This is a genomic window from Thermodesulfobacteriota bacterium (genome assembly GCA_034189135.1).
Lineage (GTDB): Bacteria > Desulfobacterota > Desulfobacteria > Desulfobacterales > JAUWMJ01 > JAUWMJ01.
The window spans coordinates 1-16,035 of record JAXHVO010000045.1 but is presented as its reverse complement, the minus strand read 5'-3'; the positions used below and the strand labels follow the sequence as shown (position 1 = coordinate 16,035).

The window sequence follows — 16,035 nt, the reverse complement described above, 5'->3', positions numbered from 1 at the left end:
AAGAGCGTTCAGGTGATCCGATTTAAAGGCGTGTCCTGTTTGAATGTATTAGTAAGCGTTAAGAAAGAACAACGAATAAACAATTTTTATCTGCAAGTCATATAATATAAACATTTAGCAAGTTTCTTATAAAAAGATCGCACCTGTTCTTTCTTTATACTTTCTTATGCATGAGTTCGACACGTCTTTAAATCAGATTATCTGAATGCGGTTTTTCAAAACTCTAAAGTGTTACTACTCCTTGTATTCTCCGTGGTGAATTACTTTATTTTTCCAGCAAGCCCTTTCCTGCATTCATGGCAAGAACAAGTGGACCAATGATAATATGCAGCATCCTGGAAAACGGCAAATAGGCCAGAAAAGCACCTACAAAGATTGCATGGCAGTACCAGATATAGCCGTAGATATCAGTTAAACCTGAAATACCTGCAAAAAGGCGGCTGATACCGTAACCGATAAATGCGTAATGGGCGCCTTCAGGACTGCCGGTCATAGCAATACGCATTCCCTCAAGAATAAAACCGATTATGATTATGCCACCTATGAGACTTGAAGCCGGCCAGTCGTGTTTAGGCAGGCTTGGAAGGTTTTCGGACTTTCTAAAGGCCCTTTGAAACATAGCGAGTATAACACCGGAAATGACCATGATTCCTGTCAGGTCAAAGAGAAAAGCATCTACGAGATAATTTTTGTCGAGCATTGCCCATGCTAATTGCTTTTCCGGTACCCACAGTGAAGACAGCAAAGCAACCATGCCCCATGAAAAACGAAATACAAAGGGGAATAAAATAAGACTGTGAATAATCCAGCGTGATCTTGACTGCCTGTAAAGCCTTCTTTGCAAAAGTGCATCAAAAACCAATGCCTTGGTAATATGTAATATCCTGACAGAAAAAAGTGTTACGAATATTGAAAAACTTATCTTGCTAACTTTTGTTACAAAACTCATCTCTTTGTCTCCGTCCAGATTCCCGGATATCCAGATCGAAACCAGACTTATTATTCCAAGCAGAAAGACAAACAGAGATACAATTGTTGTGGCATCATCAATCGAAAAGGTGGCAGGATGACAGGGCATGCATAAAACGCTTTTGGCAGGCAATACCATGGCGGCAGCCCCTGCCTGATTTCCACTGAAGTGACAGCGCTCACAGTTCTCTTTACATACTGCAAAGGCCAGTCCGGCAAGATTTTCTTCTTTGGGTTTGCCGTCAAATTTCCATGAAACACGTTTTGATTCAGGATCCTTAACCGGAATGATTTTTTGAAGATGGCATGCCTCACATTCAACTATCATGTGAGCATCGTGGGCTATTTTTTCGTCATGGGGAAGATGGCACTCACGACAATTGCCAAGGCTCTCCTCTTCATGATTGAGCCAATAATCCTCAGCAGCAAGAACATGGCATACCGGAGATAATATAACCGAAATTAAAAATGCTGCTGCAATAATGTATTTTTTCTGTCTTTTCATGGTAAACGTTCACGGAACGTTGAAATTAGAAAATAGAAATTGGAAATTTGGCTTTCATCCTTTTTTACCGTTGATGAACGCATTCAATGCTGGGCATGGTTCTTCAACTTTTTTTCTTTATATTTTTACCACGGATTTGCACGGAAATTTCACAGATATTAAAAATTAAAATTCAGTGTCTCTCCGTGAAACTCCGTGGTAAATCTTATTAATTTCAAGTTTCAAACCGTGAACGGCTGCTTTTCATGCGACTTTAGATATTCTCTGTCCTGTTTCAAACATTTGATCCGCCTGATAAGAACTGCGTACAAGTGGTCCTGAGGCTACACCGGAAAATCCGATTAATCGGGCGGTTTCGGCCAACTCATCAAACTCTTCAGGCGGTACAAATCGGGCTACCGGAAAATGGTTTTTAGATGGCGCAAGGTATTGTCCTATGGTCAGGTACATGCAACCGGCAAATTTTAAATCTTTAAGAGTTTGAATGATTTCTTTTTTTCTCTCTCCAAGTCCCAGCATCAGACCTGATTTCACCTTAAGCCCCTGCCTGGAAGCATACTCCAGAACGCCCAGGGATCGCCGGTATTTTGCAATAGGCCGAACAAAAGGATAAAGGCGGGGAACTGTTTCGATGTTGTGGTTTAGCACATCCGGACGGGCATCAAAAACCTGCTTTAGCGGCTGTAATAAACCCCTGAAATCGGGAATTAAAATTTCAATCCCAACTCCAGGGCACAGCCTGCGAATCTGCTCGATAGTGCGTATAAACTGCGATCCACCGCCATCCGGCATATCATCCCTTGTAACGGAAGTAATGACTGCATATTTCAGACCCAGCATTTGTACTGCCTGTGCTACACGTTCCGGTTCTTTTTGATCAACTTCCTGGGGAAAACCTTTATCTACTGCGCAAAAACGGCATTTTCGTGTACAATTTGTGCCCAGTATCATAAAGGTAGCCGTGCCTCGTGCGAAGCATTCTCCAAGGTTTGGACATTGGGCGCTTTGACATACAGTGGCCAGTTTCAGTTTTTGCAGGGCTTTCTCCATTGATTCGATGGCCCCGGCATCAGGAGCTTTATGGATCAGCCAGTCTGGATATTTATAGAATTTTTTTTGCGCATTGCAGATATTGCCATATCCAAATTCTTTTCCAAAAACTTCTGTTAATTTTTTCTTCACTTTGACCATATTAAGAGAAAAGCCGAGCTCTTGTTTCATGGAAGTCATTTTTTCTTCAGAATGTCCGCAGGGAACGATAAGGTCGAATGCCTCAAGCTCTGTATTTACGTTCAAGGCAACACCATGGTATGTTACCCATTTTTGCACAGCAATACCGACACTTGCTATTTTACAGGAATTTACCCATACTCCCGGCTCTCCTATTTTAAACTCAGGAACAAGGCCATATTCTCTAAGCAAAGTGGCTACAGCGTTAAGCAATCTCTCTAAATAAAGATGCAAATCCTTTTCTTTGAGTTTTACAATCGGATATGCCACCAACTGACCCGGCCCGTGGAAAGTTGCCATGCCGCCACGATCTGTTTGGAAAAAAGACACGCCCCTGCTGTGAAGTAATTCTTTTGAAATTCGCAGGTCTTCCTTACCCCCGCTTCGCCCAATGGTAACCACAGGAGGATGTTCTACAAAGACGAGACGATCCGGAGCAAATCCTGAGATTGCTTCATCAACTAAAGTCATCTGTCTTGTGAATGCCTCTCCATATTCCAGACAGCCCCAGTCAATTACTTCAATATCGCCATTTTTATAATTCTGTAACATTTTATCACGAAAGCACGAAGGAAATCACTTCGGCATTCGATATTCCTTGTTCGACATTCTGCGGTTCAAAAACCGTTAGCAACTCCAAATTTTAAAAACAATGTTACCATTATTGTCTCAGCGCTTTGGCAGATACAACGCCCAATTCTCGACATCCCGTGCCGAATCTACTATAGTTTCTGAAAATGTGGGATGTACCCGAATACTACTGGCCAGCTCTTTGGTTGTAGCCTCAAGCTGTATGGCCAGGACAGCTTCGCCTATCATATCCGTAGCATGCCCTCCTACAATATGGACACCCAGAATTTCTCCGTACCGCGCCTCGGTAACAATTTTTACATTACCGCTTATTTCATTTCTGCACATGGCAAGGCCGTTAATTGAGTAAGGAAAATCTCCGATCTCGATATCGATCCCCTTTTTTTCTGCTTCTTCCTCGGAAAGTCCCACAGCACCCACTTCGGGATATGTCCATATACCGCGAGGAATCAGGTGAAAGGGGAAAATCTTGGTTTTCCCCATGGCATTTTCAGCAGCCGTGACCGCCATGGATGAAGATGCATGGCTCAACATCCAGCCGCCTGTAACATCACCAATGGCAAAGATTCCTTCTACAAAGGTCTCAAGTCTCTCATTAACCAGGATGCTGCCTTCTTCATTTAATTTTACACCGACTTCTTTCATGCCCATATCGGCTGTATTCGGTTTACGGGAAGAAACCAGAACTTTTTCCACCTCCAGGGTTTTTTCTTTTGAACCGGACAGTGTGCAGGTATAACCCTGTTTTGATTTTTTTACTGATTTCAAAGTTAGCTTTGGAAGTATTTCTATACCCTGTTCTCTGAAAGCCTGGGCGACGCGCTGGCTTGTATCATGGTCTTCCTTTGGAAGAAGCCTCGGTGTTTCCGTTGATAAATAAACCTTGCATCCAAAAGCACTCATCAAAACAGCCATCTCTACTTCAATTGGCCCGGCTGTACCCCATATAAGGATGGATGAAGGAACTTTCGCCATTTCCAGCACCTGATCGGTTGTCATAGCAGCTTTATCCAGTCCTGGAATATCTGTGTCGGCCAGCGAGCTTCCGGTTGCAATGATGATTTTTTTTGTTTCCAAAGCGGTGCCTTCAACATCAATCTCATGCGGATTCTTTAAAACAGCTCGACCACGTATCACCTCCACACCGTTATTCTGAAGTAGCCCTTCCATCCCCATGCGAATATCACCTGAAACCCCGCTTTTTCGATCTACAATAGTATTTAAATCTATTTTTTTTATGGATGCATCGATTCCGAACTCATCCGCTGTTTTAATGCTGCGAAGAAGGCTGGCCGCCCTGAGCCATACCTTGGTGGGAATACATCCGCTATTTACGCATGTACCACCTGTTTCCGCGGCTTCAATCAACGCAACTTTTGCACCCAACTGGGACGCACGGATGGATGCAGCGTATCCTCCGGAGCCTCCGCCTATTACTATTACATCATACATACTATTTTCCTTTGTTGGAGCGGATTTTTTTTAAAGTTGATAGTTTCGTAAAAAGTGGTTTTTTACTTTTTACGAAACCATTAAACTTATACCATCATCAAAACCGGATGCTCAAGATACCCGGCCAGGACTCGCAAAAATTGCATTGCAGGAGCACCATCTACTACACGGTGGTCGAACGTCAGACTCAATGTCATCATCGCACGTATCGTTATTTCTCCTTTATGCACAGCCGGTTTTTCCTTAACCCGACCGACCCCTAAAATTCCGGTTTCCGGCGGGTTTAATATCGGAGTAAATCCATCCATATCGAGCATGCTCACATTAGAAATTGTAAAAGTGCCGCCCGTGACTTCCTCCACGCTCAGGGTTCCTTCACGGGCTTTTATCGCCAGTTCTCTTGATTCTCTGGCGATTTCCAGCAGGCTTTTTTTATCTGCATCACGAATCTTCGGCACGATTAGCCCATCAGGCAAAGCCACGGCCATGCCGATATTCACCCTGTCATGGAGCAAAATTTCGTCGCCCAGTAATGCTGAGTTCATCATGGGAAATTGTTTTAAAGTCCTGGCGGTTGCCATGATAATTATATCATTATAAGAAATTTTTACAGTTTCATCGTTTTTATATTTTTCGAGTAACACGTCTCTCAAATCGACCATCCCGGTTACATCGACTTCCGTGAAAGTCGTCAATTGGGCAGCACTTTTTAGGCTGGCATGCATGTTATCGGCAATCAGCTTTCGCATGCCCGTAAAAGGAATGGATTGTCCAGGTTCCACTCCTGCCCCTGATGTTCCGGTTTCAATTGCCCGATTCACATCTTCTTTTGTAATTTTACCCCCTTCACCGGTTCCTGTAATTGAGAACACATCTAAATCGGCCTGGGTTGCCATTTCCGCTGCAAGGGGGGTTATCCTTGGGGCAAGCGGTTTTTCATCCTTATACCGTGCAACGTCGGCCATAGTAATGCGACCTTCAGGGCCTGTGCCCGGAACCTGTGCTATGTCTATGCCTTGTTCCTTTGCAAGACGGCGAGCTGCCGGAGATGAACGGACGAACTTTTTTTCTTCGCTCTTTTCCGATCTATCGTCTTTAGCATCGTCGGGCGATACGGCTTCGTCCTCAACCATTTCACCTGCCTGTATACCTTCAATGCGTTCGGTTTGTTCACCAGGTTCGGTAACAATGGCTACAATGGTTGCCACAGGTACTGTATTTCCAGCCGGTACAACGATCTGAAACAATACCCCGCTTGCTATTGATTCAACCTTATTGGTGATTTTTTCTGTCTCTACTTCAAAAAGATCTTCCCCCTTTTCGACAGAATCGCCTTCCTGCTTGAACCACTTGCTTATCTTACCCTCTTTCATGGTAAGGCCCCACTTGGGCATAGTAATATTGACTGCCAACTTATTAATCCTCCTTGCACTTCAGGTCTTAAATTTAAGTATAAACATTCACTAAACGTTGAAATTAGAAAAGAGAAATTGGAGATTTGGCCTTCTCCCGAATTTCTACTTTCTAATTTTAAGTTTCAAGCCGTGAACGGCTACATTTAAGTTTATCGGTAAGTAACTTCCCGCGTTGCTTTAACAACGTCAGTTACTTTTGGAAGAACAAAATCTTCAAGTAGCGGAGAGAAAGGTATCGGCACATCCCTGGCAGCTACCCGCTTAACGGGAGCATCAAGGTAATCGAACAGTTCATCCTGAATACGGGCAGCAAGTTCCGCCCCGAACCCTCCGGTAAGGCAGGCCTCGTGTACGATAACCGCACGGTTTGTCTTTTTGATGGATGTTGCTACGGTATCCATATCCAGGGGCTTTAGCGTCCTCAAATCAACCACTTCCGCATCTATATCAAACTTTTTCAGCTCTTCCGCCGCTTCCATGCAAAGATAAAAAGCCGAGCCGTAGCAAAGTAGAGAGATATCTTTTCCTTCCTTCTTTACAGCGGCCTGTCCTAAAGGAATGATGAAATCACCTTCAGGGACAGGGCCGTTCTTGGAAAACAACATCTTGTGTTGAAAAAACATAACGGGGTTGTCCTCACGTATGGCTGACTTAATTAACCCCTTAACGTCGGCAGGCTCGCTGGGCACAACAACTTTAAGCCCTGGTGTGTGAATGAACCAGGCTTCCATAGATTGGGAATGCTGGGCCGCTGCGCGAAGGCCGGCACCGTCAGGGCACCAGACAACCATTGGTATCTTTGCCTGTCCGCCAAGCATGTAACGGATCTTGGCAGTCTGGTTGCACAATTCGTCCATGCAGCAGGTTACGAAATCGGAGAAATGCAAATCAACAATAGGCCTCATGCCGGTTAATGCTGATCCAAGACCAACACCTACAATGGCCGCTTCGCTTATGGGCGAATCGATAATCCTTTCAGGATATTTTTCCGGCAGCCCCTTGAACTGGCCAAAGATACCGGCGTGTGCGGTAAGGTCTTCACCTATGATGAAAATAGACTCGTCCCGTGACATTTCTTCGTGAAGGGCTTCAGCCAGGGCGACTGAGCAGGTCAAAGTGCGTTCGGACATTTTCACTCCTTTTACGAATTCATCAAATTTAACAACTCGTTACTTCTTGGTAGAGATCTTCCAGAGCCTCTTCAGGTTCAGGAAATGGGCTTTCCTCGGCAAAAGCAACAGCCGCCTTTAATTCGGCCTCGACTTCATCCCATATTTCTTTTTCACGCTTTTTTTTAAGTACCTTTTTCTTAAAAAGTATTTCGGAAAATCGGGTAATGGGGTCATTTTTATCCTGCCAGGTTTTTACTTCGGCTTCTGTTCGGTATTTCTGGGGATCACCTTCAAAGTGCCCCCGGATGCGGTAAGTCTTGTTTTCAATCAAAGTCGGGCCTTCTCCGGCGCGGGCTCGCTTTATTGCCTTTTCCGCTGTTTTTCTAACAGCAAGGATGTCATTTCCGTCAACCGAAATTCCCGGCATATTATAGCCTGCCGCACGTGTGCAGATATCGCCAACCGAACATGCATATCCAAGCGGTGTGGTTGAGGCAAACTGGTTATTCTCAACAACAAAAATGACCGGAAGCTTCCAAATAGAAGCCATATTCATTACCTCGTGTACAGGCCCCCTGTTTGAAGCACCATCACCGAAAAAGCATACTGCTACCTGGTCGGTTTCCCGCATCTTTATAGAAAAGCCTGCTCCTGCAATAATAGGAAGGCCGCCGGCAACAACACCATTAGCACCCAGAATGCCTATGGAAAAATCGGCAATATGCATTGAACCGCCCTTGCCTTTGCAATATCCGGTCTTTTTACCATAAAGTTCGGCAACCATCTTTTTTAAATTAGCCCCTTTTACAATCATATGGCCGTGACCCCGGTGAGTGGTGGTAAGATAATCATCGTTTCGCAGACACGAACATACGCCTACAGATGATGCTTCCTGCCCAATGGACAGGTGAATAAAACCCGGAATTTTCGAAGCGGCGAACAGTTCTCCAGCCAGGGTTTCAAATTGCCGGATGGTAATCATCTTCCGGTAAAGTGAAAGATAAGTTTTGGCGCTATTTGGCATAATGTGTTCCTTACTTTTCTTTTAAATTTACTGCTTGATAAACTTTTTGTTATTTCCAAAAGGAATAAGTACCTTCATATCGACCTTTGAATCGTAAGTACGAATCATTTCCAATCCTTCGATTTGGCTGATCATAATTTCGCCGGTGATTAATACCGGATTTTATACCAAGCTGTCTGCATACATCTTCAATACCTTCAATAATGTCGGAACCGGGCTCTATTCTGATAATGACTACTCTTGAAATATGCCCCTTGGAAAAACTTAAGTCCATTTTTTCCTTTCTATTTCACCGCGGAGAAGAGAGTGACTAAAGTTGTGGTGTCGCTCTGCTCCAGTCTTCGCCTTTGGCTTCAGTCTAAGCTTTCCAAGCTACGCCTTGACAAGGCGCCCTGGCAAGCCATCTTTTTTAATAAAATAGACAGAATTCCTTAACTTTAGGCACTTTAGTTCACTTTAAACACTTTAGTCACTTCTTTTATGGCGTATAAAGCCCTGCTTTAACAGGCAGATACAAGGATAAAATCGGCAGCAGGGAGAGAATAATCAGTATAATAACATCCATTATAACAAAGGGAATCGCCTCTTTTGCCACAGAGTCTATGTCTCCTTTTATCAGGTTGGCCGCAGTAAACAGGTTGACACCCACCGGAGGAGTAGCCTGTCCTATAGCCAGGGCTGAAATAAAGATGACGCCATACCACAAAGGGTCTATATGAAAGGCAATAAGCACCGGAATTAGAATCGGCATGATTAGGTAGGAAATGGAGATTGCATCAAGTATCATTCCCAATCCCAGCAGAAGGAAATTAACCAGGATAATCATGACCACGGCATTGGGTGATATTTGTATAATGGCGTTGGCAGCCTTGTCGATTATACCAATAACCGATGCAGCCCAGGTAAATATCCCTGCAAAAACCACAATGAACATGATAACCGAGCTGGTAACACTGGCTTCAACAAGTATTCTTATAAAATCCCGCCAGGTTATTGACCTGTAGACAAAAACGGCCACGAAAAGACTGTAGAAAACAGCCACAACCGCAGCCTCCGTGGGCGTGAAGATTCCTGCGTAAATCCCTCCCAGAATAATTATAGGAGTGAGAATAGCCCATATGGACTCTTTCAGCGCTGTAAGTATTTCTTTCGGAGTCCCCCTTTCGCCCGTGCCCCGGTAACCCCTTCTTCTTGAGATAAGATACGCCACAAGAAGTGTACCGGCACCGGTCAAAATGCCAGGGACAATACCGGCCACAAAAAGAGCACTCACTGAAACACTTGTAATGTTACCATAAATAATGAAGGCTATGCTTGGTGGGATGATTATGGAAAGATCGGATGAATTGGCGATTGTTGCCCCTGCAAAGCTTTTATCATATCCGTGCTTTACCATTGGTGTAAGGAGAATCAGGCCAACGGCTGCCGTTGTTGCCGGCCCTGATCCTGAGAGAGCTCCCCAGAACATACAGGTTAAAACAGCCACCATTGCCAGACCACCGACCATTTTTCCCACCAGAAGCTCAAAAAAGTGGGCAATGGTTGCAGCAAGACCTGCTTTTTCAAGGATGACTCCGGCCAGAACAAAAAATGGAATTGCAAGCAAAGGAAACGATGCAATACCTGTAGAAAAATTGATCCCCAGCATCCCTATTCCAAGGTCGAACCAGTAGATGGTAATAACAGCGGCAACACCAAGGGACGTTCCGATAGGAACCCCTATGGCCATAAGTATAAGAAAGGCCAGCGCGATAACTACTATCTCCACTATACGGCCTCCTTAATTTCGAGCGCATCTAACTTTGATGCCGCGTCTCTGTAAATCCCGGCAAAAACAAAAACAGATAAAATAGGAACACCGATATAATATATCCACACTGGGATATCCAGTGCCGCTGAAGTTGCCTGAAATATAGTAAGTTCATCGTAAATTGCCTGGATCGTGAAAATATCTACAATAAGAAAAAGCAAAGCGCTAAGTCCTGAACTGAAAAGGATAACCAGTTTTTTAAATTTCTTTGGAAAAATTTTATACAACGTAACCATACCCAGTTGCCCGCCGCGCTCAAAAGCAATCCCTGAACCAACCACGGTCAGCCAGACAAAAAGATTAATTGTAACTTCCTCGGTTGCTGCAAAGGAAAAGTGAAAAAGATAGCGACTTAAAACATTAATAAAGGCAATGGACGCCATGGTAAAGAACAAGATTGCCACGATCCAGTGATCTATCCTGATGCGCTGATTTGTTTGACTCATTAAATTCCCCTGAAACAGCTCATAGCTGAAAGCTCACAGCTCAAAGCAACAGGTAAGTCTGCAACTATGAGCTATGAGCTATATCCTATGAGGTGTAAATTAAGTGTAATCTACTTGCCCATATCGGCTTTAGCTTTTTTATAAAGAGATTTTCCGATTTTGGGAATCCATTTTTTATAAAGAGGTTTGGTGGCATCAATAAATGCCTGACGCTCTTTATCTGAAAGGAATGTGACGGTCATCCCCTTGCTTTCCATAAATTTAACCGGTTCAGGAACCTTCATGGTGTGATTAAATTCATTCTTCAGGATGTTGAGGGATTTATTCCCGTCAAGCCCGGCACGGCAAAGGGCCTTTTCGAATCGTGCAGATTCCACGGCTGCTTCCCTGATTGCCTTTTGTATTTTTTTAGGAAAGGCTTTGAACTGTTTCTTGTTCCAGTAAACTATTACAGGATCCACAAGATAGTTCCAGAAGGTGGCATATTTCTGATACTGCCAGATTTGTACAGGTATAAGAACACCGACAGGATTCTCCTGGCCATCTACCACACCCTGCTGGAATGCCGTTACTGCATCACCCCAGTTCATATTAACAGGATCTGCGCCAAGTTGTTTGAAAGTATCAATAAAAATAGGACTACCAACAACGCGAAGCCTTAAACCTTTCAAGTCACCGGGCATTTTAATTGCTCTTTTGGAGTTTGAAACCTGCCTGAATCCGTTCTCAGCCCATGCAAGGCCGACAAGGCCCTTTTTATCCATTGCCTTAAAGATCGCCTTTCCAGTCTTGCCGTTTTCCATTTTGTCAAGATTTTCAAAGTTGTTAATAAAAAATGGAAGAGAAAAGACATTCATTTCTGGAATAACAGGAGCTGAATTAATAGTCGATTCATAAGCACAGTCGATTACTCCTTTTGCAACCATCTGGGGAGACTTCAATTGAGCACCTTTAAGCAGGGCGCTGCCAAAATACGGCTTGATATTGATCTGGCCTTTTGTTTTTTCCTTTACCAGTTCAACAAATTTTACGGCTCCCATTCCCCAGTAAAATTGGGGGCCGACGTTGAGGGTCATTTTGTACTCTTTTTTAAATTTACCGGCCTCACTCGCTGGTGCAAAGGCAAGCACCATTGAAAGCGCTATCAAACAAACAACAATACCTGTTAAATATCTTGGAATCCTTTTAGTCATTTTTTCCTCCTCTCTCTTTAAGTTAATGGTTTAATAAAAAAGTCCGTTCTCCTCCTTAACGTTTAGCCTGCAGTGTATCTTCATCTATAACGATAACCAGGCATTCGCTCTCTTCTTTTCCGGCATTTTGCCCTCTATGGGGAGTTGCCGGATCAAAATGAATGGCATCACCTGCTTTTAGCCTGATCTTTTCCTTGCCATATACAAGTTCCATTTCTCCTTTTAATACCAAAAGAAATTCTTCTCCAGGATGGTCGAAGAGTTTGGTCGGTTCTTTTTCTACTACAGGATATCTGACTATAAAGGGTTCGATTAAATGCCTGGATTTAAAACTTGTCAGAGAATAGTATGTAAAGCCAGTCTTTGTACCTCTTCTAATTACCTGTTTTCGATCATTTTTATAGGTTACGGTATACCCGCCATTATTTCTTTCATCTTCTTCGAAAAATATACCGATAGGGACTTCCAGGCCACGGGAAATTTTGGATAGGGTGGCGATGGGAGGAGAAACCTGGCTATTTTCTATCCGAGAAAGCAACCCCTTGGAAAGACCTGTTGAATCGCCCAGCTGTGCCAATGTTAATCCCTTTTTTTTCCTGATTTCGTGAATTTTATCCGCTATTCTTTTTTCCAGCATAATTCACCTCTTTAAACATTTTTTCTTTTATTAAACTTTTTCGCTCCATTGTCAAGGACAATTTTTTCTGATTTACCCGATAGGTGCCCTCATAATATGACTTTTTGCCGGTCCATAAATATTAATATTGACTAAAAGTTTATGAATTCGTAAGAAGTCAGATTCATTATAGTTTAATTCACCACCCGAGCAAACAATAACCTAAACCATAAACTGTGTTCGTCATTTCGTGCTGTCATGACCAAAAAATAAAATCAGACTAAAAATGATACAACTCATCAAAGGCTTTAAAGATATTCTTCCCGGTGAGGTTGAAATCCGGCAGCAAATTGAAAAGGTTGCCCGGTCTCTTTTCGAGGATTTCGGTTTTAGGGAAATTCGTATCCCGATTTTAGAACGTACCGAACTTTTTGCCAGGAGCATTGGGGAAGACACCGACATTGTTGAAAAGGAAATGTACACTTTTGCCGATCGCAAAGGAGAGCAAATCACCCTCCGGCCGGAAGCGACCGCTTCTGTGGTGCGATCTTATATTCAACACAAACTATATGCAAAAGACCCTGTACAGAAATTCTATACCATCGGTCCGATGTTTCGCAGGGAAAGACCGCAAAAAGGAAGATACCGACAGTTTTATCAGATCAATGCCGAGGTGTTCGGCGTCGACTCTGCATTGGTTGATGCCCAGCTCATCATGATGCTGGTAACTCTTTTCGACAGGCTCTTGGTAACGGATGTGATACCTATTATCAACTCTCTCGGTTGCCAGGACTGCCGTCCGGGTTTTAAAGCGGCGCTTGCCGATTTTCTTTCTGGAGTGTCAGGAGATCTTTGTTCGGATTGTCAAAGGAGACAACAGCGAAATCCACTGAGAGTCCTTGATTGCAAGGTGCCTTCATGCCGCAAAGTTCTGTCGGATGCGCCCTCTATTCTGAACTATTTGGGAACCGCCTGCAAACAACAGTTTGAACTCCTGAAAACGACCCTTGAGAAGCTTAACGTCCCCTATAAAGTAGACAAGAATCTCGTCAGGGGACTCGATTATTATACCCGGGCTACCTTTGAAATTCAGACCGGTTCATTGGGTGCCCAAAGCGCTGTTGCCGGCGGTGGACGTTATGATGGGCTGGTGGAAACCCTTGGCGGGCCGGATATCTCTGCCACAGGTTTTGCCATAGGGTTTGATAGGCTCGCTGAAATTTCCGGTTTGAATCGATCTGATTTTATCAAAAAGCCTGATATATTCATTGCTGCATTGGGGAAAGAGGCTCAGGCCAAAGCCTTTGAATGGACCTGCCAATTAAGTCTTACAAAAGTGCGGGCAGAAATGGATATGGAAAACCGAAGCTTGAAAAGTCAGATGAAGCGTGCAGATAAATTTGGATCGAACTATGTACTCATAGTAGGAGAAAACGAGCTTGAAAAAAATGAAGCTATTCTGCGAGATATGAAAACCAAAAAGCAGATGTCGATTCCTATTGAAAACCTGTTGGATAACGTGATTAAAATAATTAAACGATAAAATTCAAAAAATTACTACTGGGTTTCATTCTGCTAAAAGCGAGGCTAAATTTTGTTTTTGCTGTCTGTGAAATTTTCCTTAAAATGCGCCTGCCTCGGTGGAATTTCGAAGGATTATTCCTCGGGGTGATGAAGATTAAATAAAGGAGTCAATTAATTGTCGGATACACTTGGAGAAATGAGAAGAACTCACACCTGCTGTGAATTAGGGGCTGATGATGTTGGCAAAGAAGTGGTACTCATGGGCTGGGTCCAGCGCAGGAGGGATCACGGTGGAGTTATATTTATAGATTTGCGTGACCGGGAAGGGATTACCCAGGTGGTCTTTAATCCTGATGTAAATAAAAAGGTTCATGAAAAAGCCCATGTGATTCGAAATGAATATGTGTTGGGAGTATTGGGGAAGGTTGACCACCGGCCGGAGGGGATGATCAACCCAAACCTTAAAACCGGCGAAATCGAGGTGATGGTGACCCGGCTTAAAATTTTAAACGCCGCCCAAACCCCTCCTTTTTTAATCGAAGATAAAGTGGACGTGTCAGAAACCATCCGCCTGAGACACCGTCATCTTGACCTGCGCCGGCCCAGACTCCAGGGTAATATTATTTTAAGACACCAGGCATCGGCCTCGTTGAGAAATTTTCTGAACCACTCAGGATTTCTTGAAATAGAAACACCGGTCTTAACCCGAAGTACTCCGGAAGGTGCCAGGGATTATCTGGTGCCCAGCAGGGTTAATCCGGGACAGTTTTATGCTCTGCCTCAGTCTCCCCAGATTTTCAAACAGCTTCTGATGATATCAGGGTTTGACCGTTATTACCAGATTGTTCGATGTTTCAGGGATGAAGATCTGCGGGCGGATCGCCAGCCGGAGTTTACTCAGATTGACATGGAAATGTCCTTTGTGGGGGAAAACGATATTATGGCAATTTCTGAAGGAATGATGAAAACCCTTTTTAAGGACGTTTTGGATATAGATCTTACCCCCCCCTTTTTGCAGCTGACCTATGACGAAGCTGTGGGTCGCTATGGCCTGGACAAGCCTGATACCCGATTTGGTCTTGAACTGAAAGATATTTCCGACATAGTGAAAGACACAGGATTCAAACTCTTTTCCAGTGTGGTGAAAAAGGGCGGTATGGTAAAAGCGCTGAATGCAAAAGGATGTATCGATTTTTCACGGAAAGAAATTGATGATTTAACTGAATTCGTTGCTGTTTACCGGGCAAAGGGGCTTGCCTGGATAAAAGTTCGTGAGAATGAATGGCAGTCGCCCATTGCAAAATTTTTTACCGATGATGAAAAATCAGCCCTTACCAGGCGAATTGAGATGGAACCGGGAGATCTTGTGTTTTTTGTGGCGGATCTGCCTAAAATTGCCAATGAAGCCCTTGGGCATTTGAGAAACCACCTGGGTAAAAAACTCGGTCTGATAGACGAGAGTGCATTCGATTTTGTATGGATCACAGAATTTCCCTTGATGGAATATGACGAAAGCGGAAAAAGATTTCAGGCGCTGCACCATCCATTTACCGCGCCCCTGGAAAAGGACTATGGTCTGCTTACTAAAGATCCCCTTAAAGTAAAATCACGTGCTTACGATCTTGTTCTAAACGGATCTGAAATCGGAGGCGGCAGCATACGTATTCATCAAAAAGATATTCAGGAGAGCGTTTTTAAGGCATTGGGTTTAAAACGTGACACCTATGAGCAAAAATTCGACTTTCTTCTTTCTGCCCTGGAATCCGGCGCACCCCCGCATGGCGGTATCGCCTTTGGTTTTGACCGGCTGGTTATGCTCCTGTGCGGCCAGCCTTCCATCCGCGATGTAATCGCCTTTCCAAAAACCCAGAAGGCTGCATGTCTTTTAACGGATGCGCCTTCAACAGCAGACAAGGCTCAGCTGGAAGAACTGTATCTAAAGGTAAGTAAACTCACCCAAAAATAAAAACTCAATTTTCGCACCCCTTATCTACGGTGGAGCATAAATTCTTAAAACGCAAATTGGTGTTGAAGGTGTGAATCGAGACAGTTATACCCCAATTGAGCGAAAACTTATGCTGCTTTTTTAAATTCATTTTCGTTTAGAGTAGTACAAATGTTACGATAAAGTAATTCAGTTTCATTGTT

12 protein-coding genes are annotated in these 16,035 nt (G+C 43.7%); 2 read left to right on the top strand and 10 right to left on the bottom strand.

What is annotated here, in order from left to right; genetic code table 11:
• Positions 1-265: 265 nt before the first annotated feature.
• From SWH54_06285 to SWH54_06240, 10 genes are all read right to left on the bottom strand, one after another.
• Positions 266-1,474, bottom strand: a complete 1,209-nt coding sequence (locus SWH54_06285; GenBank protein ID MDY6790861.1) for a cytochrome c3 family protein — start codon at positions 1,472-1,474, stop codon at positions 266-268.
• A 243-nt stretch (positions 1,475-1,717) separates the two neighbouring features.
• Positions 1,718-3,256, bottom strand: coding sequence for a lipoyl synthase (gene lipA, locus SWH54_06280; GenBank protein MDY6790860.1), 1,539 nt, complete (start codon positions 3,254-3,256; stop codon positions 1,718-1,720).
• Positions 3,257-3,373: 117 nt separating this feature from the next.
• The gene (gene lpdA / locus SWH54_06275; GenBank protein MDY6790859.1) at positions 3,374-4,747 is read right to left on the bottom strand and encodes a dihydrolipoyl dehydrogenase; all 1,374 of its coding nucleotides are present in this window, start codon (positions 4,745-4,747) and stop codon (positions 3,374-3,376) included.
• An 86-nt stretch (positions 4,748-4,833) separates the two neighbouring features.
• Entirely contained in the window at positions 4,834-6,159 is a 1,326-nt protein-coding gene (locus SWH54_06270; GenBank protein MDY6790858.1) for a dihydrolipoamide acetyltransferase family protein, read from the bottom strand.
• A 152-nt stretch (positions 6,160-6,311) separates the two neighbouring features.
• Complete coding sequence (locus SWH54_06265; GenBank protein MDY6790857.1) at positions 6,312-7,292, bottom strand: alpha-ketoacid dehydrogenase subunit beta; 981 nt, start codon at positions 7,290-7,292, stop codon at positions 6,312-6,314.
• Positions 7,293-7,320: 28 nt separating this feature from the next.
• A complete protein-coding gene (locus tag SWH54_06260) occupies positions 7,321-8,298 on the bottom strand; it encodes a thiamine pyrophosphate-dependent dehydrogenase E1 component subunit alpha (protein ID MDY6790856.1) in 978 nt (325 codons plus the stop codon).
• Positions 8,299-8,776: 478 nt separating this feature from the next.
• Positions 8,777-10,066, bottom strand: coding sequence for a TRAP transporter large permease (locus SWH54_06255; protein ID MDY6790855.1), 1,290 nt, complete (start codon positions 10,064-10,066; stop codon positions 8,777-8,779).
• Positions 10,066-10,554, bottom strand: coding sequence for a TRAP transporter small permease subunit (locus tag SWH54_06250; protein ID MDY6790854.1), 489 nt, complete (start codon positions 10,552-10,554; stop codon positions 10,066-10,068). Before SWH54_06250 ends, SWH54_06255 begins: the two co-directional genes overlap by 1 nt.
• Before the next feature lie 110 nt (positions 10,555-10,664).
• Complete coding sequence (locus SWH54_06245) at positions 10,665-11,747, bottom strand: DctP family TRAP transporter solute-binding subunit (GenBank protein ID MDY6790853.1); 1,083 nt, start codon at positions 11,745-11,747, stop codon at positions 10,665-10,667.
• A 55-nt stretch (positions 11,748-11,802) separates the two neighbouring features.
• Positions 11,803-12,384, bottom strand: coding sequence for a cupin domain-containing protein (locus SWH54_06240; protein MDY6790852.1), 582 nt, complete (start codon positions 12,382-12,384; stop codon positions 11,803-11,805).
• A gap of 265 nt (positions 12,385-12,649) precedes the next feature.
• On the opposite strand from SWH54_06240, the gene hisS reads away from it, so the two are divergent.
• A complete protein-coding gene (gene hisS / locus SWH54_06235; protein MDY6790851.1) occupies positions 12,650-13,906 on the top strand; it encodes a histidine--tRNA ligase in 1,257 nt (418 codons plus the stop codon).
• Between the two features lie 156 nt (positions 13,907-14,062).
• Positions 14,063-15,853, top strand: coding sequence for an aspartate--tRNA ligase (gene aspS, locus SWH54_06230; protein ID MDY6790850.1), 1,791 nt, complete (start codon positions 14,063-14,065; stop codon positions 15,851-15,853).
• Positions 15,854-16,035 lie beyond the last annotated feature (182 nt).

Coding starts and splice junctions, on each gene's coding strand:
- SWH54_06285 (MDY6790861.1), bottom strand. CDS start 1,474: ATGAAAAGACAGAAAAAATACATTATTGCAGCAGCATTTTTAATTTCG.
- lipA (MDY6790860.1), bottom strand. CDS start 3,256: ATGTTACAGAATTATAAAAATGGCGATATTGAAGTAATTGACTGGGGC.
- lpdA (MDY6790859.1), bottom strand. CDS start 4,747: ATGTATGATGTAATAGTAATAGGCGGAGGCTCCGGAGGATACGCTGCA.
- SWH54_06265 (MDY6790857.1), bottom strand. CDS start 7,292: ATGTCCGAACGCACTTTGACCTGCTCAGTCGCCCTGGCTGAAGCCCTT.
- SWH54_06260 (MDY6790856.1), bottom strand. CDS start 8,298: ATGCCAAATAGCGCCAAAACTTATCTTTCACTTTACCGGAAGATGATT.
- SWH54_06250 (MDY6790854.1), bottom strand. CDS start 10,554: ATGAGTCAAACAAATCAGCGCATCAGGATAGATCACTGGATCGTGGCA.
- SWH54_06245 (MDY6790853.1), bottom strand. CDS start 11,747: ATGACTAAAAGGATTCCAAGATATTTAACAGGTATTGTTGTTTGTTTG.
- SWH54_06240 (MDY6790852.1), bottom strand. CDS start 12,384: ATGCTGGAAAAAAGAATAGCGGATAAAATTCACGAAATCAGGAAAAAA.
- hisS (MDY6790851.1), top strand. CDS start 12,650: ATGATACAACTCATCAAAGGCTTTAAAGATATTCTTCCCGGTGAGGTT.